16 protein-coding genes are annotated in these 22,878 nt (G+C 70.4%); 8 read left to right on the forward strand and 8 right to left on the reverse strand.

Annotated features, from left to right (window positions below; all coding sequences use genetic code 11):
* Positions 1–4 precede the first annotated feature (4 nt).
* The 5 genes from parJ to Sru02f_RS10740 form a co-directional block, all read right to left on the reverse strand.
* The gene (gene parJ / locus Sru02f_RS10720) at positions 5–1,012 is read right to left on the reverse strand and encodes a filament polymerization regulator ParJ (RefSeq protein WP_109033645.1); all 1,008 of its coding nucleotides are present in this window, start codon (positions 1,010–1,012) and stop codon (positions 5–7) included.
* 151 nt (positions 1,013–1,163) lie between these two features.
* Positions 1,164–2,780 carry a glycerol-3-phosphate dehydrogenase/oxidase gene (locus Sru02f_RS10725; RefSeq protein WP_109033646.1) on the reverse strand — a complete coding sequence of 539 codons (1,617 nt, stop codon included), beginning with the start codon at positions 2,778–2,780 and terminating at the stop codon, positions 1,164–1,166.
* A gap of 8 nt (positions 2,781–2,788) precedes the next feature.
* A complete protein-coding gene (gene glpK, locus Sru02f_RS10730) occupies positions 2,789–4,327 on the reverse strand; it encodes a glycerol kinase GlpK (RefSeq protein ID WP_109033647.1) in 1,539 nt (512 codons plus the stop codon).
* 89 nt (positions 4,328–4,416) lie between these two features.
* Complete coding sequence (locus Sru02f_RS10735) at positions 4,417–5,211, reverse strand: MIP/aquaporin family protein (RefSeq protein ID WP_109033648.1); 795 nt, start codon at positions 5,209–5,211, stop codon at positions 4,417–4,419.
* A 328-nt stretch (positions 5,212–5,539) separates the two neighbouring features.
* Complete coding sequence (locus tag Sru02f_RS10740; RefSeq protein ID WP_003977167.1) at positions 5,540–6,304, reverse strand: IclR family transcriptional regulator; 765 nt, start codon at positions 6,302–6,304, stop codon at positions 5,540–5,542.
* Positions 6,305–6,706: 402 nt separating this feature from the next.
* Here Sru02f_RS10740 and metH point away from each other — a divergent pair, with 402 nt between their 5' ends.
* The 3 genes from metH (at position 6,707) to Sru02f_RS10755 (ending at position 13,096) form a co-directional block, all read left to right on the forward strand.
* Positions 6,707–10,219 carry a methionine synthase gene (metH, locus tag Sru02f_RS10745; protein WP_109033649.1) on the forward strand — a complete coding sequence of 1,171 codons (3,513 nt, stop codon included), beginning with the start codon at positions 6,707–6,709 and terminating at the stop codon, positions 10,217–10,219.
* Between the two features lie 127 nt (positions 10,220–10,346).
* Positions 10,347–11,048: an HAD family hydrolase gene (locus tag Sru02f_RS10750; RefSeq protein WP_109033650.1), complete on the forward strand. Its 702-nt coding sequence runs from the start codon at positions 10,347–10,349 to the stop codon at positions 11,046–11,048.
* Between the two features lie 443 nt (positions 11,049–11,491).
* The gene (locus tag Sru02f_RS10755; protein ID WP_109033652.1) at positions 11,492–13,096 is read left to right on the forward strand and encodes an ABC transporter substrate-binding protein; all 1,605 of its coding nucleotides are present in this window, start codon (positions 11,492–11,494) and stop codon (positions 13,094–13,096) included.
* A 149-nt stretch (positions 13,097–13,245) separates the two neighbouring features.
* Here the strand turns inward: Sru02f_RS10755 and Sru02f_RS10760 are convergent, their stop codons facing one another.
* Complete coding sequence (locus tag Sru02f_RS10760; protein ID WP_003977171.1) at positions 13,246–13,917, reverse strand: response regulator; 672 nt, start codon at positions 13,915–13,917, stop codon at positions 13,246–13,248.
* Between the two features lie 16 nt (positions 13,918–13,933).
* Complete coding sequence (locus Sru02f_RS10765; protein WP_164278118.1) at positions 13,934–14,932, reverse strand: RecB family exonuclease; 999 nt, start codon at positions 14,930–14,932, stop codon at positions 13,934–13,936.
* Positions 14,933–15,719: 787 nt separating this feature from the next.
* On the opposite strand from Sru02f_RS10765, the gene Sru02f_RS10770 reads away from it, so the two are divergent.
* The 3 genes from Sru02f_RS10770 (at position 15,720) to Sru02f_RS10780 (ending at position 18,700) form a co-directional block, all read left to right on the forward strand.
* Positions 15,720–16,844 carry a site-2 protease family protein gene (locus tag Sru02f_RS10770; protein ID WP_016325860.1) on the forward strand — a complete coding sequence of 375 codons (1,125 nt, stop codon included), beginning with the start codon at positions 15,720–15,722 and terminating at the stop codon, positions 16,842–16,844.
* Between the two features lie 128 nt (positions 16,845–16,972).
* On the forward strand, positions 16,973–17,875 hold the full coding sequence (locus Sru02f_RS10775) for a tRNA (adenine-N1)-methyltransferase (protein ID WP_109033653.1): 903 nt from the start codon (positions 16,973–16,975) through the stop codon (positions 17,873–17,875).
* Between the two features lie 234 nt (positions 17,876–18,109).
* Complete coding sequence (locus tag Sru02f_RS10780) at positions 18,110–18,700, forward strand: hypothetical protein (RefSeq protein ID WP_109033654.1); 591 nt, start codon at positions 18,110–18,112, stop codon at positions 18,698–18,700.
* 74 nt (positions 18,701–18,774) lie between these two features.
* Here Sru02f_RS10780 and Sru02f_RS10785 read toward each other — a convergent pair whose 3' ends face one another.
* Positions 18,775–19,080, reverse strand: a complete 306-nt coding sequence (locus Sru02f_RS10785; protein ID WP_109033655.1) for a ferredoxin — start codon at positions 19,078–19,080, stop codon at positions 18,775–18,777.
* A gap of 245 nt (positions 19,081–19,325) precedes the next feature.
* Between Sru02f_RS10785 and arc the strand changes: the two genes are divergently transcribed.
* Positions 19,326–21,092 carry a proteasome ATPase gene (arc, locus tag Sru02f_RS10790; protein ID WP_007447848.1) on the forward strand — a complete coding sequence of 589 codons (1,767 nt, stop codon included), beginning with the start codon at positions 19,326–19,328 and terminating at the stop codon, positions 21,090–21,092.
* A 232-nt stretch (positions 21,093–21,324) separates the two neighbouring features.
* Complete coding sequence (gene dop / locus Sru02f_RS10795) at positions 21,325–22,836, forward strand: depupylase/deamidase Dop (RefSeq protein ID WP_369123563.1); 1,512 nt, start codon at positions 21,325–21,327, stop codon at positions 22,834–22,836.
* The last annotated feature ends 42 nt before the right edge of the window (positions 22,837–22,878 follow it).

Here is a 22,878-nt window from a genome sequence, read left to right on the forward strand (position 1 = left end):
TCGCTCAGTCCTCCGACGACTCCTCGTCGTCCCCGCCCGCCTTCGGCGGCTTCGGCGGCCGGCTCCGCCCACTCGGGTTGTCCCGCAGGAACGGCGCCCCGGTCGGCCCGTCACCGCCGTCCGCCGTGGCGTGTCCGCCGGGACCCCCGGGCCCGGGCCCGCCCGGCCCCGACCCGTCCCGCCGCCGCAGATACCGCTCGAACTCCCGCGCGATCGCCTCGCCCGACGCCTCCGGCAGCTCCGCCGTGTCCCGGGCCTCCTCCAGCGACTGCACGTACTCGGCGACCTCGGTGTCCTCGGCGGCCAGCTGGTCCACGCCCACCTGCCAGGCACGCGCGTCCTCGGGCAGCTCGCCCAGCGGCACCCGCACGCCGATCAGGTCCTCCAGCCGGTTCAGCAGGGCCAGCGTGGCCTTCGGGTTCGGCGGCTGCGAGACGTAGTGCGGCACCGCCGCCCACAGCGACACGGCCGGCACGCCCGCGTGCGTGCACGCCTCCTGGAGGATGCCGACGATGCCCGTGGGCCCCTCGTACTTGGTCTCCTCCAGGTCCATGCGCCGCGCCAGGTCGGCGTCCGACGTGGTCCCGCTGATCGGGACCGGACGGGTGTGCGGCGTGTCGCCCAGCAGCGCGCCCAGGACGACCACCAGCTCGACGCCCAGCTCGTGGGCGAAGCCGAGCAGCTCGTTGCAGAACGAGCGCCAGCGCATGGACGGTTCGATGCCACGGACGAGCACGAGGTCGCGCGGTTTGTCGCCGCCGACCCGGACCACCGACAGCCTGGTCGTCGGCCAGGTGATCTTGCGGACGCCGTCCTCCATGAACACCGTGGGACGGTTGACCTGGAAGTCGTAGTAGTCCTCGGCGTCCAGCGCCGCGAACACCTCGCCCTTCCACTCCCTGTCGAGATGCGCGACCGCGGTGGAGGCGGCGTCACCGGCATCGTTCCAGCCCTCGAACGCGGCCACCATGACCGGGTCGACCAGCTCGGGAACCCCCTCGAGCTCGATCACCCAGCGCCTCCTTCCGACGTGCCCTCGCGTACCCCCCAACCTTACGGCGTGCCGAGGGGCCGCCCGCAGCCCCTGTGCACGGGGCAGTGAACGGATCACTGCCCCGTCCCCGGGGTCCGGACACCCGCCGCGCGGTGCGGAGACGCGGGCCCTACTTCTTGTCCAGCACGTCCTGGACCTGCGCGCGGACGTCGTCCGTGGCCAGGCCGCGGATCGTCAGGGTCGTACGGCGGCGCAGCACGTCGTCCGCCGTCTCGGCCCACTCGTTGTCCCGGGCCCACACGACCTGCGCCCAGATCTCCGGGGCGTCCGGGTGGACGCGCTGCGCCAGCTCCGGGCTCTCGTTCGCGAGCCGGGCGATGTCGAAGGCGAGCGAACCGTAGTGCGTGGCCAGGTGCCTGGCGGTGTCCGCCGCCATGCGCGGGCCGGGCGCCGAACCGTCCACCAGCAGCCGGTGGGCGACCGCGCGCGGGTTGGCGACGCCGGGCAGCGGCAGCTTCTTCGGCAGCGACGCGATCGGCTCGAAGTCGTCGCCCAGCGGGTGGCCCGGCAGCGCCTCCAGCTTCTTCATCACCGTACGGCCGATGTGGCGGAAGGTGGTCCACTTGCCGCCGGCGACGGACAGCATGCCGCCCCGGCCCTCGGTCACCACCGTCTCCCGCTTGGCCTTCGCCGTGTCGCCGGGACCGCCCGGCAGCACCCGCAGACCCGCGAAGGAGTACGTGATGAGGTCCCGGTCGAGCTGCTGGTCGCGGATGGAGAACGCGGCCTCGTCCAGGATCTGGGTTATGTCCTTGTCGTTGACCGCGACGTCCGCCGGGTCGCCCTCGAACTCCTCGTCGGTGGTGCCGAGCAGCAGCATGTCCTCCCAGGGGAGGGCGAAGGTGATCCGGTACTTGTCGATCGGGGTGGCCAGCGCCGCCTTCCACGGCGCGGTGCGCTTGAGCACCAGGTGCGCGCCCTTGGAGAGCCGGATCGACGGCGCCGCGGCCGGGTCCTCCATGCGGCGCAGGTGGTCGACCCACGGGCCGGTGGCGTTGAGCACCAGGCGGGCGTTCACGCCGAACTCGTCGCCGGACAGCCGGTCCTTCAGCTCGGCGCCGGTCACCCGGCCGTTGGTGAAGCGCAGGCCGGTGACCTCGGCGTGGTTGAGGACCACCGCGCCGGACTCGACCGCCGCGCGGACGGTCATCAGGGCCATGCGGGCGTCGTTCATCTGGTCGTCGCCGTACACGGCCACGGCCTTGAGGTTGTCGGTGCGCAGCTCCGGCACGTCCTGCGCGGCCTTGGCCGGCGAGAGCAGGTGGCCGACGCCGTCGCCGAAGGCGGACAGCGCCGAGTACGCGAAGACGCCGGCCCCGAGCTTCGCCGCGCCGTGCGGCCCGCCCTTGTACACGGGGAGGTAGAAGGTGAGCGGGTTCGCCAGGTGGGGGGCCACCTGGCGGGAGACCGCACGGCGTTCGAAGTGGTTCTCCGCCACCAGCTTCACCGCGCCGGTCTGCAGGTAGCGCAGTCCGCCGTGGAGCAGCTTGGAGGAGGCGGAGGAGGTGGCGCCGGCGAAGTCGCCGGCGTCGACCACGGCCACCCTGAGACCGGACTGCGCGGCGTGCCAGGCGGTGGAGATGCCCAGGATGCCGCCGCCGATCACGAGAAGGTCGTACGACGCCTTGGAGAGCTGCTCCCGGGTCTCGGCCCGGCTCGGGTTGGAGCCGGAGGCCGGGTGCGTACCCAGGGCAGGCACGGACTGCAGGGTGGACTGAGTGGTCATGGTGGTTCTTACTCCTCGTCCTCGAGCCAGCCCATGGTCCGCTCGACGGCCTTGAGCCAGCTCTTGTACTCACGGTCGCGGGTGTCCGCGTCCATGCGGGGGGTCCACTCGGCGGCCCGCCGCCAGTTGGCGCGCAGGTCGTCGGTGCTGTTCCAGAAGCCGACGGCGAGACCGGCGGCGTAGGCGGCGCCGAGGCAGGTGGTCTCGGCGACCATCGGGCGCACCACGGGGGCGTCCACGAAGTCGGCGAGGGTCTGCATCAGCAGGTTGTTGGAGGTCATGCCGCCGTCGACCTTGAGGGCGGTCAGCTCCACGCCGGAGTCCTTCGTCATGGCGTCCGCGATCTCCCGCGTCTGCCAGGCGGTGGCCTCCAGGACGGCGCGCGCGAGGTGCGCCTTGGTCACGTACCGGGTGAGGCCGGCGATCACACCGCGGGCGTCGGAGCGCCAGTACGGGGCGAACAGGCCGGAGAAGGCCGGCACGAAGTAGGCGCCGCCGTTGTCCTCGACCGTCAGGGCCAGGGTCTCGATCTCGGCGGCGGTGGAGATCAGGCCCATCTGGTCGCGCATCCACTGCACCAGCGAACCGGTGACGGCGATCGAGCCCTCCAGGGCGTAGACCGTGTCCTGGTCGCCGATCTTGTAGCCGACGGTGGTCAGCAGGCCCGAGTAGGAGTTGATCAGCTTGTCACCGGTGTTCATCACCATGAAGGTGCCGGTGCCGTACGTCGACTTGGTCTCGCCCTCGGAGAAACAGGTCTGGCCGAACAGGGCCGCCTGCTGGTCGCCGAGCGCCGAGGCGACCGGGATGCCGCCGAGCAGCTCGCCGAGGCGGCCGCCGGTGATCTCGCCGTACACCTCGGCGGAGGAGCGGATCTCGGGGAGCATCTGCATCGGGACGCCGATCGACTCGGCGATCTTCTCGTCCCACGCCATGGTGTGCAGGTTCATCAGCATGGTGCGGGAGGCGTTGGTGACGTCGGTGACGTGCTTGCCGCCGTTCACCCCGCCGGTCAGGTTCCAGATGACCCAGGTGTCCATGGTGCCGAAGAGCAGGTCGCCCGCCTCGGCGCGCTCGCGCAGACCGTCGACGTTGTCGAGCAGCCAGCGGGCCTTGGGACCGGCGAAGTAGGAGGCGAGGGGCAGGCCGGTCTCGCGGCGGAAGCGGTCCTGGCCGACGTTGCGGCCGAGCTCCTTGCACAGGGCGTCGGTGCGGGTGTCCTGCCAGACGATGGCGTTGTGGACGGGCTCACCGGTGTTCCTGTCCCAGACGAGGGTGGTCTCGCGCTGGTTGGTGATGCCGATGGCCTTGATGTCGTCGCGGGTGATGCCGGCCTTCTCGACGGCTCCGGCGACGACCTCCTGGACGTTGGTCCAGATCTCGGTGGCGTCGTGCTCGACCCAGCCCGGCTTGGGGAAGATCTGCTCGTGCTCCTTCTGGTCGACGGAGACGATGCGTCCGTCGCGGTCGAAGACGATGCAGCGCGAGGAGGTGGTGCCCTGGTCGATCGCGGCGATGAAGGGGCCTGCGGTGTGGGAGTCGGTCACTGTGTGCTCCTGGGTTCCGTGGTGGGTGGCGGTGGCCGGTGCGTACGGCGCGTGGTCTGCGGCTCGATGATCGCCGAAGCGGGGCCCGCTCAGGCGAACGCGAGGTTGTAGACACCTCCGGCGATCGCACCGCCGATCAGCGGACCGACGACCGGGATCCAGGCGTAGGACCAGTCGGAGCCGCCCTTGTTGGGCAGCGGCAGCAGGGCGTGCACGATGCGCGGGCCGAGGTCGCGGACCGGGTTGATCGCGTATCCCGTCGGGCCGCCGAGCGACAGACCGATGGAGACCACCACGAACCCGGTGATCAGGGCGCCCAGGACGCCGAGGCCGTTGCCCTCGTCGTTCAGGCCCTGGGTGAGGATGGCGAGCAGCAGCACGAAGGTGCCGATGATCTCGGTGGCGAGGTTCTGGACCGTGTGCCGGATCTCGGGACCGGTGGAGAAGACGCCCAGGACCGGGCCGGCGCCCTTCTCCTGCGCCTCGACGGACTTGGCCGTCGTGTCCTGTGCGCCGGGGCCGCCGACGATCTCGCGGTCGGTGAGGTGGGCCTGGAACTGGCCGTAGTAGGCGACCCAGACCAGGACCGCGCCGATCATGGCGCCGAGGAGCTGACCCGCGAAGTAGGTCGGCGTGTTGCTCCAGTCGCCGTCCTTGATCGCGATGCCGACGGTCACGGCCGGGTTGAGGTGGGCGCCGGAGAGCGGACCCGATATGTACGCCGCCGTCATGACGGCGAAGCCCCACCCGAAGGCGATGGCGAGCCAGCCGGCGTTGCGGGCCTTGGAGGCCTTGAGCGTGACGGCGGCACACACGCCGCCGCCGAGCAGGATGAGCAGGGCGGTACCGATGGTCTCGCCGATGAAGATGTCGGAGCTGGACACCCGCGACTCCTTTGTCCTTCGTCCAGGGAAAGCCGAACCCCGGGTCCCTCCGGGTGTTCCGGCGCCCTCGGTGTGAGAGCGATGGCGGCCCTTGGCACTGTGGACACTCTAACGCGTATTGCCGGTAGGTGTTCGACAATGCCGACCGATGGACGCGAGTCTCGTTCGGCGTCACGCGCGCGTCAAGAGCTGTGTTATCGAAAGCACGATCGTTATTGATCGTCGTGGGCTATCGATCCCCGCCCGGCCCGTCCCCCGGGAACGTCGAAGGCCGGAACACCTTCGGTGTCCCGGCCCCTGTGTCGGCCCGTGTCGGCTCGCCTGCGCCCTAGAACCGCCCGGCGCCCAGGTCCCGCGACACCGCGCGGGCGCAGTCCCGCACCGCCGCCACCAGCTCGGGCCGCAGCTCGCCCTCCCGGCACAGCCGCTCCACGGCCCCGGTGATGCCGACCGCGCCGACCGGCATCCGCCTGCGGTCGTGGATGGGGGCGGCGATGGAGGCGATGCCCTCCCAGGTCTCCTCGACGTCGGCGGCGTACCCCCGCGCGCGGGTGATGTCCAGGACGTGCTCGAAGCTGTCCGGTTCGCAGACGGTCCGGTCGGTGAACGCCTTGCGGTCGGCCTCCAGCGCCTCGCTGTGCGCGACCGGGTCGTACGCCGACAGCACCTTGCCCAGCGCCGTGGAGTGCAGCGGCTGCATGGCCCCGATCTCCAGGACCTGCCGGCTGTCGTCGGGCCGGAAGACGTGGTGCACGATCAGGACGCCCTGCTGGTGCAGGACCCCGAGGTGGACGCTCTCACCGCTGGAGCGGGCCAGGTCGTCGGTCCACACCAGGGCGCGGGCCCGCAGTTCGTGCACGTCCAGGTAGGTCGTGCCCAGGCGCAGCAGTTCGGCGCCCAGCTGGTAGCGCCCGGAGGCGTCGTCCTGCTCCACGAACCCCTCCTGCTGGAGGGTGCGCAGGATGCCGTGCGCGGTGCCTTTGGCCAGACCCAGCGAGGAGGCGATGTCCGACAGGCCGAGCCGCCGCTCGCCGCCCGCGAGCAGGCGCAGCATGGCGGCCGCCCGCTCGAGCGACTGGATGTTCCGTGCCATCGACGTACTGCCTCCGTCCCCTTCGACTGCCGACCTCGGCGTCGCTGACGTCGTTCGGCAATGCCGAACACTACCGGTCCATGCCGACCTCCCGCCAATGGTCGGCGGGCAACTGTTGCACTTCGGCCACCTCCCGGTGACCGCCGACGTCCCGTGCGAGGCGCGTGCACCCCGCACGTGCGCCGGGCGCGGGCCACCGCCGGAGTGGGACGTTCCAGCCGGGGAGGCTCGTCCGTTCGGCGGGTATTCGCCCCGCCATCCTCGTCCGTCTCGTGGACGCCCTGACCATCGGCCCCCGGTCCCGGCTACCCTGGCGGCGTGCGTTCTCCCCGGGGACGTCCACGACGGGCGGCACCGGGCAGAGGCAAAGCCGACAGCCGTCGCATCCTAGGGAGCCCTTTCATGGCCTCGTCGCCATCCACCCCGCCCGCCGACACCCGCACCCGCGTGTCCGCCCTCCGAGAGGCCCTCGCCACCCGCGTGGTGGTCGCCGACGGCGCCATGGGCACCATGCTCCAGGCCCAGAACCCCACGCTGGACGACTTCCAGCAGCTCGAAGGGTGCAACGAGGTCCTGAACCTCACCCGGCCCGACATCGTCCGCTCGGTGCACGAGGAGTACTTCGCGGCCGGCGTCGACTGCGTCGAGACCAACACCTTCGGCGCCAACCACTCCGCCCTCGGCGAGTACGACATCCCCGAACGCGTCCACGAACTGTCCGAGGCCGGCGCCCGCGTCGCCCGCGAGGTCGCCGACGAGTTCGGCGCCCGCGACGGCCGCCAGCGCTGGGTGCTGGGCTCCATGGGCCCCGGCACCAAGCTCCCCACCCTCGGCCACGCCCCGTACACCGTCCTGCGCGACGCCTACCAGCGCAACGCCGAGGGACTGGTCGCGGGCGGCGCGGACGCACTGCTGGTGGAGACCACGCAGGACCTGCTCCAGACCAAGGCCTCCGTCCTCGGCGCCCGGCGCGCCCTGGACGCCCTCGGCCTCGACCTGCCGCTCATCGTGTCCGTCACCGTCGAGACCACCGGCACCATGCTGCTCGGCTCGGAGATCGGCGCCGCGCTCACCGCGCTGGAACCGCTCGGCATCGACATGATCGGCCTGAACTGCGCCACCGGCCCCGCCGAGATGAGCGAGCACCTGCGCTACCTCGCCCGGCACTCCCGTATCCCGCTGACCTGCATGCCCAACGCCGGTCTGCCCGTCCTCGGCAAGGACGGCGCCCACTACCCGCTGACCGCGCCCGAGCTGGCCGACGCACACGAGACCTTCGTGCGCGAGTACGGCCTGTCGCTGGTCGGCGGCTGCTGCGGCACCACCCCCGAGCACCTGCGCCAGGTCGTCGAGCGGGTCCGGGACACCGCCCCCACCGCACGCGACCCGCGCCCCGAGCCCGGCGCCGCCTCGCTCTACCAGACCGTGCCCTTCCGCCAGGACACCTCCTACCTGGCCATCGGCGAGCGCACCAACGCCAACGGGTCCAAGAAGTTCCGCGAGGCCATGCTGGACGGCCGCTGGGACGACTGCGTCGAGATGGCCCGCGACCAGATCCGCGAAGGCGCGCACATGCTCGACCTCTGCGTCGACTACGTCGGCCGGGACGGCGTCGCCGACATGGAGGAACTGGCCGGCCGGTTCGCCACCGCCTCCACGCTGCCCATCGTCCTCGACTCCACCGAGGTCGACGTCATCCAGGCCGGCCTGGAGAAGCTCGGCGGCCGCGCGGTGATCAACTCGGTCAACTACGAGGACGGCGCCGGCCCCGAGTCCCGGTTCGCACGCGTCACGAAGCTCGCCCAGGAGCACGGCGCCGCGCTGATCGCGCTGACCATCGACGAGGTGGGACAGGCCCGCACCGCCGAGAAGAAGGTCGAGATCGCCGAACGGCTCATCGACGACCTCACCGGCAACTGGGGCATCCACGAGTCCGACATCCTCGTCGACTGCCTGACCTTCACCATCTGCACCGGCCAGGAGGAGTCCCGCAAGGACGGCCTGGCCACCATCGAGGGCATCCGGGAACTCAAGCGGCGCCACCCGGACGTGCAGACCACGCTCGGCCTGTCGAACATCTCCTTCGGCCTCAACCCGGCCGCCCGCATCCTGCTCAACTCCGTCTTCCTCGACGAATGCGTCAAGGCCGGCCTTGACTCGGCCATCGTGCACGCGAGCAAGATCCTGCCGATCGCCCGCTTCGACGAGGAGCAGGTCACCACCGCCCTCGACCTGATCTACGACCGCCGCCGCGAGGGCTACGACCCCCTGCAGAAGCTCATGCAGCTCTTCGAGGGCGCCACCGCCAAGTCGCTGAAGGCCTCCAAGGCCGAGGAACTGGCCGCCCTCCCGCTCGAGGAGCGCCTCAAGCGCCGCATCATCGACGGCGAGAAGAACGGCCTCGAACAGGACCTCGACGAGGCCCTCCGGGAGCGCCCGGCCCTCGACATCGTCAACGACACCCTGCTCGACGGCATGAAGGTGGTCGGCGAACTGTTCGGCTCCGGCCAGATGCAGCTGCCGTTCGTGCTCCAGTCCGCCGAGGTCATGAAGACCGCGGTGGCCCACCTGGAGCCGCACATGGAGAAGACCGACGACGACGGCAAGGGCACCATCGTGCTGGCCACCGTCCGCGGCGACGTCCACGACATCGGCAAGAACCTCGTCGACATCATCCTGTCCAACAACGGCTACAACGTCGTCAACCTCGGCATCAAGCAGCCCGTCTCCGCCATCCTGGAAGCGGCCGACGAGCACCGGGCCGACGTCATCGGCATGTCCGGCCTCCTCGTCAAGTCCACGGTGATCATGAAGGAGAACCTGGAGGAGCTGAACCAGCGCAAGCTGGCCGCCGACTACCCGGTCATCCTCGGCGGTGCCGCCCTCACCAGGGCCTACGTCGAACAGGACCTCCACGAGATCTACGACGGCGAGGTCCGCTACGCCCGCGACGCCTTCGAGGGCCTGCGCCTGATGGACGCGCTGATCGGCATCAAGCGCGGCGTGCCCGGCGCCAAGCTGCCGGAGCTGAAGCAGCGCCGGGTGCGGGCCGCCACCGTCGAGATCGACGAGCGCCCCGAGGAAGGCCACGTCCGCTCCGACGTCGCCATCGACAACCCGGTCCCCACCCCGCCCTTCCGCGGCACCCGCGTCGTCAAGGGCATCCAGCTCAAGGAGTACGCCTCCTGGCTCGACGAGGGCGCCCTCTTCAAGGGCCAGTGGGGTCTCAAGCAGGCCCGCACCGGCGAGGGACCCTCCTACGAGGAACTGGTCGAGTCCGAGGGCCGGCCGCGGCTGCGCGGCCTGCTCGACCGGCTCCAGACGGACAACCTGCTGGAGGCGGCCGTGGTCTACGGCTACTTCCCCTGCGTCTCCAAGGACGACGACCTGATCGTCCTCGACGACGACGGCAACGAACGCACCCGCTTCACCTTCCCCCGCCAGCGCCGCGGCCGGCGCCTGTGCCTGGCCGACTTCTTCCGGCCGGAGGAGTCCGGCGAGACCGACGTGGTCGGCTTCCAGGTCGTCACCGTCGGCTCCCGCATCGGCGAGGAGACGGCCCGCATGTTCGAGGCCAACGCCTACCGCGACTACCTCGAACTGCACGGCCTGTCCGTGCAGCTCGCCGAGGCCCTCGCCGAGTACTGGCACGCGCGCGTGCGCTCGGAACTCGGCTTCGCCGGGGAGGACCCGGCCGAGATGGAGGACATGTTCGCCCTGAAGTACCGGGGCGCCCGCTTCTCCCTCGGCTACGGCGCCTGCCCCGACCTGGAGGACCGCGCGAAGATCGCCGCGCTCCTCGAACCGGAGCGGATCGGCGTCCACCTGTCCGAGGAGTTCCAGCTCCACCCCGAGCAGTCCACCGACGCCATCGTCATCCACCACCCCGAGGCGAAGTACTTCAACGCCCGCTAGGCGCTCCGTACCCGCCCCGTCGGCCACACCAGGCGTTCGCGTCCCGCACGACGTACACTGGTCGGTCCACCGCAGGCCGGCTCCTCTCGTGGGAGCCGGCCTGATCGTCCCTCAAGGAGGTACGTGGATGACCAGCACGGTCCCCGCGCTCGGAACCCGTACGGCCGAAGGCTCCGCCCTCCAAGCCGTGCTCCTCGACATGGACGGCACCCTGGTGGACACCGAGGGCTTCTGGTGGGACGTCGAGACGGAGGTCTTCGCCTCCCTCGGCCACACCCTCGACGACTCCTGGCGCCACGTCGTGGTCGGCGGCCCCATGACCCGCAGCGCGGGCTTCCTGATCGAGGCCACCGGCGCCGACATCACCCTCGCCGAACTCAGCGTCCTGCTCAACGACGGCTTCGAGCAGCGCATCGGCCGTGACCTGCCGCTCATGCCCGGCGCCGCCCGGCTGCTCGCGGAGCTGTCCGCGCACGAGATCCCCACGGCCCTGGTGTCCGCCTCGCACCGGCGCATCATCGACCGCGTCCTGAAGTCGCTCGGCCCCCAGCACTTCGCCCTCACCGTCGCGGGCGACGAGGTGCCGCGCACCAAGCCGCACCCCGACCCGTACCTGGCGGCCGCGGCCGGACTCGGCGTGGACCCGGTCCGGTGCGCCGTCGTCGAGGACACCGCGACCGGCGTCGCCGCCGCGGAGGCCGCCGGCTGCCACGTCGTGGCGGTCCCCTCGGTCGCCCCCATCACCCCGGCCGCCCGGCGCACGGTGGTCGCCTCCCTGGAAGAGGTCGACCTGACATTTCTGCGTGGTCTGATGACCCAAATGCGCTAGCCCTTCACCAAGCGTGCGGCGGCGTTGGCGCGGCAATTCCGAGAAGGGCCGCGCGGCGCCACCCGACGGATGTTCACCGACCATTTCCACGGTCCCGGATGGCCGAATTCCAGCAGCGGCGGCCGAAGAGCAGCTGTGATGTTCGCCACGCGAACAGGGGTCGACAGTGGGGCTCGGGTGTGCTGCTTCCCGCTTGGCGAACGTTGTCGAGGAGCCTTTGTGTCCTGATTGATGAAACCCTGCACGAATCCTTCCACTGTCGGGTTTTCGGTGTGTCCACACCCGGTTTCGCTCCGTGATGAGCCCTCAACTCCGGTGGCTGCGAGCGCCCGTGCGGGCGCGGACTAATCTCGTCGCGAGAACATCGGCCACTACCCCCGTGATCCGCCGCGACACCCCTGCATGCCGGATACACGGACCGACAGCTCTGGAGAAACTCGAGCATGAACCGCAAGACTTTGGTGCTGCCGGCCGTCGTCGGCCTGCTCGCGCCGGTGCTCGCCGCCTGCGGCGGATCGGACAGCGGCAGTGGCGACGGGGACGCGATCGCCGTCGGCACCACGGACGGGTTCAGCGTCTCCAAAGAGATCACCGCGCCCTTCGACCCGGCGTACGCCTACGACGTCGGTGCCTGGAACATCATGCGCCAGACCTCGCAGACGCTGATGGTGCTGCCCCGCGGCGACGGCGAACCCGTGCCCGAGGCCGCCCAGCAGTGCGGATTCACCGACACCGGCAACGAGCGCTACGCCTGCACCCTGCGCGACGGCCTGGAGTTCGCCAACGGCGACCCGGTCACCGCCGAGGACGTGAAGTACTCCATCGAGCGCGTCCGGAAGATCGACGCCGACACCGAGGTGGCCTCGCTGCTGTCCACGGTGGACACCGTCGAGACGAAGGGTGACCGCGAGGTCATCTTCCACCTCAACACCGCCGACGCCACCTTCCCGTTCAAGCTGTCGACACCGGTCGCCGGCATCGTCAACCCGAACGACTACGAGAAGGACAAGCTGCGCGACGGCTTCGAACTCAGCGGCTCGGGCCCGTACACGATGAAGGCCGAGGTCAAGGGCGACAAGATGACCAAGGCCGTGTTCACCAAGAACCCCAATTACAAGGGGAGTCTCAAGGTGAACAACGACAAGGTCGAACTCGTGTCCTTCGCCGACGCCGACGCCATGGGCGACGCCATCAACAAGGGCGACATCGACGTGATGACCCGCGCGATGACGCCGACACAGATCCAGAACTTGTCCAAGGGCACGGACGGCGACGTCGACCTGGTCGAGGTGGCCGGTCTCGAGATCCGCTACCTCGCCTTCAACACGGACGCCACCACGGTCAAGGACAAGGCCGTCCGCGCCGCCATGGCCCAGCTCATCAACCGCAGCGAACTCGTCTCCGCGGTCTACGGATCCCAGGCCGAACCGCTGTACTCGATGGTTCCGGCCGGCATCACCGGCCACTCCAACTCGTTCTTCAACACGTACGGCGACCCCAGCGTCGCCAAGGCGAAGGCGACGCTGGAGGACGCGGACATCACCACGCCGGTCAAGCTGACGCTGGACTACACGACGGACCACTACGGCGCCGCGACCAAGCAGGAGTTCGAGCAGCTCCAGAAGCAGCTCAACGACAGCGGTCTGTTCGACGTCGACATCAAGGGCACGCCCTGGGAGAAGTTCCACCCGGCGGAGAGGGCGCGCGAGTACGACGTCTTCGGCATGGGCTGGTTCCCCGACTTCCCGGACGCCGACAGCTTCGTCGCGCCGTTCCTCGACAAGGGCAACACCCTCAACATCCCGTACGCCAACTCGCAGATCATCAACGACCTGATCCCCGCCTCCCGCGGCGAGGCCGACCGGCTCTCCGCGGTGGACAGCCTCACCGAGATCCAGGACATCACCGCCCGGGACGTCCCGCTGATCCCGCTGTGGCAGGGCAAGCAGTACGTCGCCACCCGCGACGACGTCACCGGCACGGCCTACCTCCTCAACTCCTCCTCCTCGCTCCAGCTGTGGGAGCTGGGCCGGGGCGTGAGCGGCTGACGCCGGCACCGGACAAGCCCGAAGGGCGCCCTCTTCCCGTCCGGAAGAGGGCGCCCTTCGCGTTGCGCGCGGGCCGTTTGCGCGCGGGCCGCTTGCGTCCGAGCCGCTTGTCCGCGGGCCCGCGGACAGTGGCTGCGTGCCGGAAGCGGCTACTGCGCGCCGGGACGCACCAGACCGCTCTCGTACGCGTACACCGCCGCCTGCACCCGGTCCCGCAGGCCCAGCTTGGTCAGCACATGGCCCACGTGCGTCTTGACCGTCGTCTCGCTGACGAACAGGTCCGCGGCGATCTCCGCGTTGGACAGCCCACGGGCCACCAGCTTCAGCACCTCGACCTCACGGTCCGTGAGCGTGTGCAGGGTGTCCGGCACCGGCTCGTCCCCGGAGGGCAGATGCGTGGCGTACTTGTCGAGCAGCCGCCGGGTGATGCTCGGTGCGAGCATCGCCTCGCCGTTCGCCACCACACGGATCGCCTGCACCAGCTCGTTGGCCGGGGCGTCCTTGAGAAGGAAGCCGCTGGCGCCCGCCTTCAGCGCCTCCACCACGTACTCGTCCAGGTCGAAGGTGGTCAGCACCAGCACCTTCGCCGGACCGTCCCGCTCCGGCCCGGTGATCTGCCGGGTCGCCTCCACACCGTCCATCCGCGGCATGCGGATGTCCATCAGCACCACATCGGGCTGCAGCGCCCGCACCTGGTCGAGCGCCTGGAGGCCGTCTCCGGCCTCGCCGACGACCGCGAGGTCCTGCTCCGCCTCCAGAATCATCCGGAAGCCCGTGCGCAGCAGCGGCTGGTCGTCGACCAGTAGGACGCGGATGGCCACGTAAGTCTCCTTCTCGCTAGTCCGGCCCCATTCTGCCCTGCGCGACGGCGCCGGGGTCGGCCGCCCTCACCGGCAGCGGGTAGGGCGGGGGAGTACCGCCGAACTCCGGACAGTGCGCCTGGTGGTCGCACCAGCCGCACAGCTTCGTGGGACGCGGCCGCCAGTCACCCGTCTCGGTCGCCAGCCGGATCGCCTCCCACAGCGCCAGCAGCTTGCGCTCGACCCGCTCCAGGTCCGCCAGGACCGGGTCGTACGTGAGCACGTCGCCGCTGCCGAGATAGACCAGCTGCAGGCGCCGCGGGACGACCTTCTTCAGCCGCCACACCACCAGCGCGTAGAACTTCATCTGGAACAGCGCGCCCTCCGCGTACTGCGGCCTGGGTGCCTTGCCCGTCTTGTAGTCGACGATCCGCACCTCGCCGGTGGGGGCCACGTCGACCCGGTCGATGATGCCGCGCAGCCGCAGCCCCGAGTCCAGCTCGGCCTCGACGAACAGCTCCCGCTCGGCGGGCTCCAGCCGGCTCGGGTCCTCCAGGCTGAACCAGCGCTCGACGAGCCGCTCCGCCTCGGCGAGCCACTGCGCCAGCCGCTCGCCCTCCGGGTCGTCCGCGAACAGCTCACCGACCTCCGGCCTGCTCTCCCGCAGCCGGTCCCACTGACCGGGGACCAGCGCCCGCGCCGTCGGCGCGGTGCGCTCGGCCGCCGGGGCGTCGAAGAGCCGCTCCAGCACCGCGTGCACCAGGGTGCCCCTGGTCGCCGCCTCGCTGGGCTTCTCCGGCAGCCGGTCGATGACCCGGAACCGGTACAGCAGCGGGCACTGCATGAAGTCGCCGGCCCGGGACGGCGAGAGCGAGGTGGGCGCCGTCGCCACGGGCGCGGGCGCGGCGACAACGGCCGCCGCCTCCGACGCCGGGGCCTCCGGCTCGACCGCCGCGTCCGTCCCGTGCGCCACTGCCGCCGCCGGTCGGGCTGGTCCGCCGGTGTCCTCCGCGACGTCCTCGGTACTCGTCTCCATGCCCACAGACCTTACGGCCGGGCACTGACAACGACCCAGCCCGCAGGCGTGACCCGTGTGACGGATGGGAAGCAGAGGGGTGCCGGAGCGGAACGGGCAGCGACGGACGCATACCATCGACACGAGACCCTCCCGTCCGCAGGCGGGAGACGCTTCGAACGAGGGGACACCGTGGACGTGAGCGGCGGGAGCGGGCAGCCGCGGTCCGGCAACGACGAGTCGGCCGTGCCCCAGGCACATCCCACGGCCCCGGCCGCCGACCCCACCGACTCCGCAGACCCGGGACCCACCGGTCCGACGGCCACGGGTCCCGAGAAGCGTGGGACCGAAGCCGCGGGCTCCGACACACCGGGTTCCGCGACGCCGAGCGCCGCGACGCCGGGCTCCGAGGCACCGGGCTCCGAGACGCCGGGCTCCGAGACGCCGGGCTCCGAGACGCCGGGCTCCGAGACGCCGGGCTCCGAGACGCCGGGCTCAGACGCACCGGGCTCCGAGACGCCGAGCCCTGAGACTCCCCGCCCCGAGACCCCGGGCAGCGGGACCCCGGCCCCCGAAACCCCGGATGCACAGGCGCCGACGCCCCCCGGGCCGGGGGAGACACCCGGCGAAGCCCCCAGACCCCCGAAGCCCCCGCGCCCCCAGGCGCCCCGAACCGGCCGCAGGCCCCCGGCACGCCGCTCACGGCAGCGGTGCCCCGCACCACCACCGCGCCGAGGCCCACACCGAGGGCGCGGGCGGGCCGGGCAAGCCGCCGCAGCGCCGACCGGAACCCGGGGGCGGGCTGCTGATGGGCCGGCCCTTCGGCGTGCCCGTGTACGTCGCCCCCAGCTGGTTCCTGGTCGCCGTCCTGATCACCTGGGTGTTCGGCGGCCAGCTCGACCGCGTACTGCCCGAGCTGGGCGCCGCCCGCTACCTGGTCTCCCTCTTCTTCGCCGTCGCCTTCTACGCCTCCGTCCTCGTCCACGAGCTCGCCCACACGGTCGCCGCCCTCCGCTTCAAGCTCCCCGTCCGCCGCATCCAGCTCCAGTTCTTCGGCGGCGTCTCCGAGATCGAGAAGGAGGCCGAGACCCCCGGCCGCGAATTCGTCCTGGCCTTCGTCGGCCCCCTGCTCTCCCTCGTCCTGTCCGGCGTCTTCTACGCCGCCCTGCTGCCCGTGGAGCCCGACAGCGTCGCCGGCGTGCTGCTGGCCGGCCTGATGGTCTCCAACCTCATCGTGGCCGTCTTCAACCTGCTGCCCGGCCTCCCCCTCGACGGCGGCCGCATGCTCCGCGCCGTCGTCTGGAAGCTCACCGGCAAACCCATGAGCGGAACGATCGCCGCCGCCTGGGTCGGCCGCGCCCTCGCCATCGCCGTACTGATCGGCCTGCCGCTGCTCACCCAGTCCCTCGGCAGCGACGCCGCGGACGACGTCGGCATGGACACCGTCATGGACGCCCTGCTCGCCGCCATCCTCGCCGCGATCATCTGGACCGGCGCCGGAAACAGCCTCCGCATGGCCCGCCTGCGCGAACACCTCCCCGAACTGCGCGCCCGCGCCCTCACCCGGCGCGCCGTCCCCGTCCAGGCCGACACCCCCCTCTCCGAGGCCCTGCGCCGCGCCAACGCCTCCGGCGCCCGCGCCCTGGTCGTCGTCGACGGCGAAGGCACCCCCGCCTCCCTGGTCCGCGAGGCCGCCATTGTCGGCGTACCCGAGCACCGCCGCCCCTGGGTACCGGTCAGCACCCTCGCCCAGGACCTCACCGACGGCATGCGCGTCTCCGCCGAGCTGTCCGGCGAGGAACTCCTGGACGCCCTGCGCGCCAACCCGGCCACCGAATACCTCGTCGTCGAGGAGACCGGCGAGATCTACGGCGTCCTGTCCGCGGCCGACGTCGAGCGCGCCTTCGTCAAGGCCATGGCAAGGCCCAGCTGAAACGCGCCCCGAAGGGACGCGGGGAACGGCGCCGGCAACCCCGTACGACCCGCGCCGTTCGCACGCACCGCGGCAAGCACCCGCCTACGCTGGTCAAGCCCCCGGCAGGGAACCGGTAGGCTGGTCACATGTCCGAACCGACCGGTGCCGCCCGCAGGCGCGGGCCCTTCACGGTCGGGGACCAGGTTCAGCTGACCGACCCCAAGGGCCGCCACTACACGTTCACGCTCGAGGCCGGGAAGAACTTCCACACCCACAAGGGTTCCTTCCCCCACGACGAACTGATCGGTGCTCCCGAGGGCAGCGTTGTCCGCACCACCGGGAACGTCGCCTACCTCGCGCTGCGCCCCCTGCTCCCCGACTACGTCCTGTCCATGCCCCGCGGGGCAGCCGTCGTCTACCCGAAGGACGCGGGGCAGATCCTCGCCTTCGCCGACATCTTCCCCGGCGCACGCGTCGTGGAAGCGGGCGTGGGCTCCGGCTCCCTCAGCAGCTTCCTGCTGCGCGCCATCGGCGACCAGGGCATGCTGCACTCCTACGAGCGCCGCGAGGACTTCGCCGAGATCGCCCAGCAGAACGTGCAGCGCTACTTCGGCGGCCCGCACCCCGCCTGGCAGCTCACCGTCGGCGACCTCCAGGACAACCTGTCCGACACCGACGTCGACCGCGTCATCCTGGACATGCTCGCCCCGTGGGAGTGCCTGGACGTCGTCAAGAAGGCCCTCGTGCCCGGCGGCATCCTGTGCTGCTACGTCGCGACCACCACCCAGCTGGCCAGGACCGTCGAGTCCATCCGCGAGATCGGCTGCTTCAACGAGCCGACCTCCTGGGAGACGATGATCCGCAACTGGCACGTGGAGGGCCTCGCCGTCCGCCCCGACCACCGGATGATCGGCCACACCGGCTTCCTGCTCACCGCCCGCCGCCTCGCCGACGGCGTCGAGCCGCCCATGCGCCGCCGCCGCCCCGCCAAGGGCGCCTACGGCGATGACTACGACGGCCCCAACGCCGGCGGAGGCTCCGGCCGCTGAGGCGGCCCCGTGCCGCGTACAACGCACAGACGCCGTGGTGGAGTTCCCGGACCTCCGGGAACTCCACCACGGCGTCGACGCGTTGACGGCCACCACACGACGGCGACCAAGCGACGGGACGCGCGCCCGCACGGAAATCGGAACGCGTACCCACCCCGCCGTTCCCCCGCACTGTGACGTGTGGCACGATGCTGGCCACCCCCACCGGCACAGCCCTCACAGGAGACACTCCTCGTGCAGCACCCCGCCGTTCCGGACCTCTCGCACACCCACACCCGGCCGATCCACTGGGTGGCCACCGCCACGGCCGTCGCGGGCGTGGTAGCCCTGTCCTCGGTCCTCCAGCCCGACGCCGCCACGGCCGCCCAGAGCGCCGACAAGGCCGCGGGCCCCGGACCGAAGAGCGCCCCCGCCCACATCGCGCCGCCCGACCCGGCCACCGTGGCCTTCCCTCTGGAATGCGGCCCCGTCAAGGCCCTGGTGCGGAAGAAGGCCTCCGGCGACCTCGACGGCGACGGCCGCCCCGAAACGGTGGCCGCGGTGCACTGCGACGCACCCATGGGCACCCCGCCCGACGGCGTGTACGTCATCACACGGGACAGCGACGGCGGCAAGCCCCGCGTCGTCGCCACCCTCGTGGACCCCAAGGACCGCCGCACCACCACCGAACTCTCGGTGCGTGACGGCGCCGTCCGCGCCACCCTCCTCGGCTACTCGACCGCCGACGTGCCCAGTTGCTGCCCCGACGTCACCGACGACGTGAAGTGGCAGTGGAAGAACGGCGCGTTCGTCAGCGACACGCCCTCACAGGCACGCACCGTGTGACCTGCGCCCCCGGGACAGACGGTGTGACACACCAGACAACAGTCACGGAACGTACGCGCCAAGTCACATTTTGGTCACTCTGAGTCCGGACCGTAGACCTCGGCCCTGTCCGAAACGCGACGCACATGGATGCACTCGCCCGGACACTCCTTCGCCGAGTCCACCACATCCGTGAGAAGCGTCAGCGGCACGGGCGTTGTCGCGCCCGGGGCCTGCAGAAGCTCGTCGTCCGCGCCCTTCACGTAGGCCAGACCGTCGATGTCCAGCTCGAACACCTCGGGCGCGTACTGCGCGCAGATGCCGTCGCCGGTACACAGGTCCTGGTCGATCCAGACCTCCAGGGCCTCGCCGTCGACAGCGGCCTCCTGCTGCACGCTCATCTCTCCTGCCGTTTCCTGCGCCGAGCCGTTCGGGAATCCGGCCAGCTCTGACGGGTGTTGAACACTTCGACCCTACCCCCGCCGGGGTTCCCCCCACGTTCCGTGGGTATTCCCCTGGCGTGAGGGAGAGCGCAAGGGTGAAGATCGGACACACCCCGACAGTCTTTGTGATCTAGGGGTTTCAATCGACACCCACCCAGGTAGGGTCTGGAAGCGTCCAGCTCCCCTTGGAGGAGGTGAGGACCGTGGCAGCCCACGACGACGACATGAACCGCGGCATCCGCCCGGGACGCGGGTCCGAGGACCCGGCCGGGCAGGTGGCCTACCTTGAGCAGGAGATCGCCGTCCTGCGACGCAAGCTCGCCGAATCTCCGCGACACACGAGAATTCTCGAAGAGCGGATCGTCGAACTGCAGACCAACCTGGCCGGCGTGTCCGCCCAGAACGAACGACTCGCCGGCACGCTCCGCGAGGCCCGCGACCAGATCGTGGCCCTCAAGGAAGAAGTCGACCGGCTGGCCCAGCCACCCGCCGGCTTCGGCGTCTTCCTGCAGGCCAACGAGGACGGCACCGCCGACATCTTCACCGGCGGCCGCAAACTCCGGGTGAACGTCAGCCCGAGCGTCGAGCTCGACGAGCTGAGGCGCGGCCAGGAAGTGATGCTCAACGAAGCACTCAACGTGGTCGAGGCCATGGAGTACGAGAGCGTCGGCGACATCGTCACCCTCAAGGAGATCCTCGAGGACGGCGAGCGCGCCCTGGTACTCGGCCACACCGACGAGGAAAGAGTGGTACGGCTCGCCGAACCCCTGCGCGGACTCACCATCCGCCCCGGCGACGCCCTCCTGCTCGAACCCCGCTCCGGATACGTCTACGAGGTCGTCCCCAAGAGCGAGGTCGAAGAACTCGTCCTCGAAGAGGTCCCCGACATCGGCTACGAGCAGATCGGTGGCCTCGGCGGACAGATCGAGATGATCCGCGACGCGGTCGAGCTCCCCTACCTCTACCCCGACCTGTTCCGGGAGCACGAGCTGCGGCCGCCCAAGGGCGTCCTGCTCTACGGGCCCCCCGGATGCGGCAAGACGCTCATCGCCAAGGCCGTCGCCAACTCGCTGGCCAAGAAGGTCGCCGAGGTCACCGGCCAGGCCGCCGGCAAGAGCTTCTTCCTCAACATCAAGGGCCCCGAACTGCTCAACAAGTACGTCGGCGAGACCGAGCGGCAGATCCGCCTGGTCTTCCAGCGAGCCCGTGAGAAGGCCAGCGAGGGCACCCCCGTCATCGTCTTCTTCGACGAGATGGAATCCCTCTTCCGCACCCGCGGCTCCGGCGTCAGCTCGGACGTGGAGAACACCATCGTCCCCCAGCTCCTCGCCGAGATCGACGGCGTGGAAGGCCTGCAGAACGTGGTCGTCATCGGCGCCTCCAACCGCGAGGACATGATCGACCCCGCCATCCTGCGGCCCGGCCGGCTCGACGTGAAGATCAAGATCGAACGTCCGGACGCCGAAGCGGCCAAGGACATCTTCGGCAAGTACCTCACCGAACGCCTCCCCCTCCACTCCGACGACCTCGCGGAGCACGAGAAGGACAAGGCGGCCACCGTCTCCAGCATGATCCAGACGGCGGTGGAACAGATGTACGCCGAATCCGAGGAGAACCGCTTCCTGGAAGTCACCTACGCCAACGGCGACAAGGAAGTCCTCTACTTCAAGGACTTCAATTCCGGCGCCATGATCGAGAACATCGTGGGCCGCGCCAAGAAAATGGCGATCAAGGACTTCCTCGACAAGAACCAGAAGGGCCTCCGCGTCTCCCACCTCCTCCAGGCCTGCGTGGACGAGTTCAAGGAGAACGAGGACCTGCCCAACACCACCAACCCCGACGACTGGGCCCGCATCTCCGGAAAGAAGGGCGAACGCATCGTGTACATCCGTACGCTCGTCACCGGAAAACAGGGCGCGGACACCGGACGCTCCATCGACACGGTGGCAAACACCGGTCAGTACCTGTAAAACGCGGGGCGGCTGCGGGTGCCCACACCGGGTACCCGCAGCCGACTGTTTTCCGGAGCCCCGGCTGGAGCAAGGCAATGACGCAAATGATCTCCCCGCCAGCGCAAAGGCGTTCTAGGCTCTTCCATACCGCCGAGTCGCGCAGTGCGGGGACGGGCACCGCACACGCATCGGAGCGCCAGCGGTACTTGAGCGGCGCCCACTACGGGCGTCGCCGGGCAAGGAGGGCCGCATGACCGTACGGCGAGTAATGGGCATCGAGACGGAGTACGGAATCTCCGTCCCCGGCCACCCCAACGCCAATGCCATGCTCACCTCGTCCCAGATCGTCAACGCCTACGCGGCGGCGATGCACCGGGCCCGCCGGGCCCGCTGGGACTTCGAGGAGGAAAACCCGCTCCGGGACGCGCGAGGCTTCGACCTCGCCCGCGAGGCCGCCGACAACAGCCAGCTCACCGACGAGGACATCGGCCTCGCCAACGTCATCCTCACCAACGGAGCACGGCTCTACGTCGACCACGCCCACCCCGAATACAGCGCTCCGGAAGTCACCAACCCGCGCGACGCCGTCCTGTGGGACAAGGCCGGCGAACGCATCATGGCCGAAGCCGCCGAACGCGCCGCCCAGCTCCCCGGCGCCCAGCCCATCCACCTCTACAAGAACAACACCGACAACAAGGGCGCCTCCTACGGCACGCACGAGAACTACCTGATGAAGCGGGAAACCGCCTTCTCGGACATCGTGCGCCACCTGACCCCCTTCTTCGTCTCCCGCCAGGTCATCACCGGCGCCGGCCGCGTCGGCATCGGCCAGGACGGCCACGAACACGGCTTCCAGCTCAGCCAGCGTGCCGACTACTTCGAGGTCGAGGTCGGCCTGGAGACGACGCTGAAGCGCCCCATCATCAACACCCGCGACGAACCGCACGCCGACGCCGAGAAGTGGCGCCGTCTGCACGTGATCATCGGCGACGCGAACCTGTCGGAGATCTCGACGTACCTGAAGCTGGGCACGACGGCCCTGGTCCTCTCCATGATCGAAGACGGCTTCATCGCCGTCGACCTCGCCGTCGACCAGCCCGTACGCACCCTCCACCAGGTCTCGCACGACCCCACGCTCAAGCACCTCGTCACCCTGCGCAGCGGCCGCACACTCACCGCCGTACAGCTCCAGATGGAGTACTACGAGCTGGCCCGCAAATACGTCGAGGAACGCTACGGCGCGGACGCCGACGACCAGACCAAGGACGTCCTCGGCCGCTGGGAAGACACCCTCAACCGGCTCGAGAACGACCCGATGAGCCTGGCCGGCGAACTGGACTGGGTGGCCAAGCGGGAGCTCATGGAGGGCTACCGCCGCCGCGACAACGTCGACTGGGACGCCGCCCGGCTGCACCTCGTCGACCTCCAGTACGCCGACGTACGGCCCGACAAGGGCCTCTACAACCGCCTGGTGGACCGCGGCCGCATCAAGCGCCTGCTCGACGAGAACGAGGTCGAGCGGGCCCGTACGAAGCCGCCGGAGGACACCAGGGCCTACTTCCGCGGGCGCTGCCTGGAGCAGTACGCGGACGACGTCGCGGCGGCCTCCTGGGACTCGGTGATCTTCGATCTGCCGGGCCGGGACTCGCTCCAGCGGGTGCCAACCCTGGAACCGCTTCGCGGAACGCGTAATCACGTCAAGGAACTCCTGGACCGCTGCCGCACGGCGGAAGACCTGGTCAGGGTCCTGGCCGGCGGGTGAGCGACCCGAGCGGGTACCGGGGAGTAAGCAGCCGGACAGGGT

Origin of the sequence: Streptomyces rubrogriseus (genome assembly GCF_027947575.1) — a bacterium.
GTDB lineage: Bacteria > Actinomycetota > Actinomycetes > Streptomycetales > Streptomycetaceae > Streptomyces > Streptomyces rubrogriseus.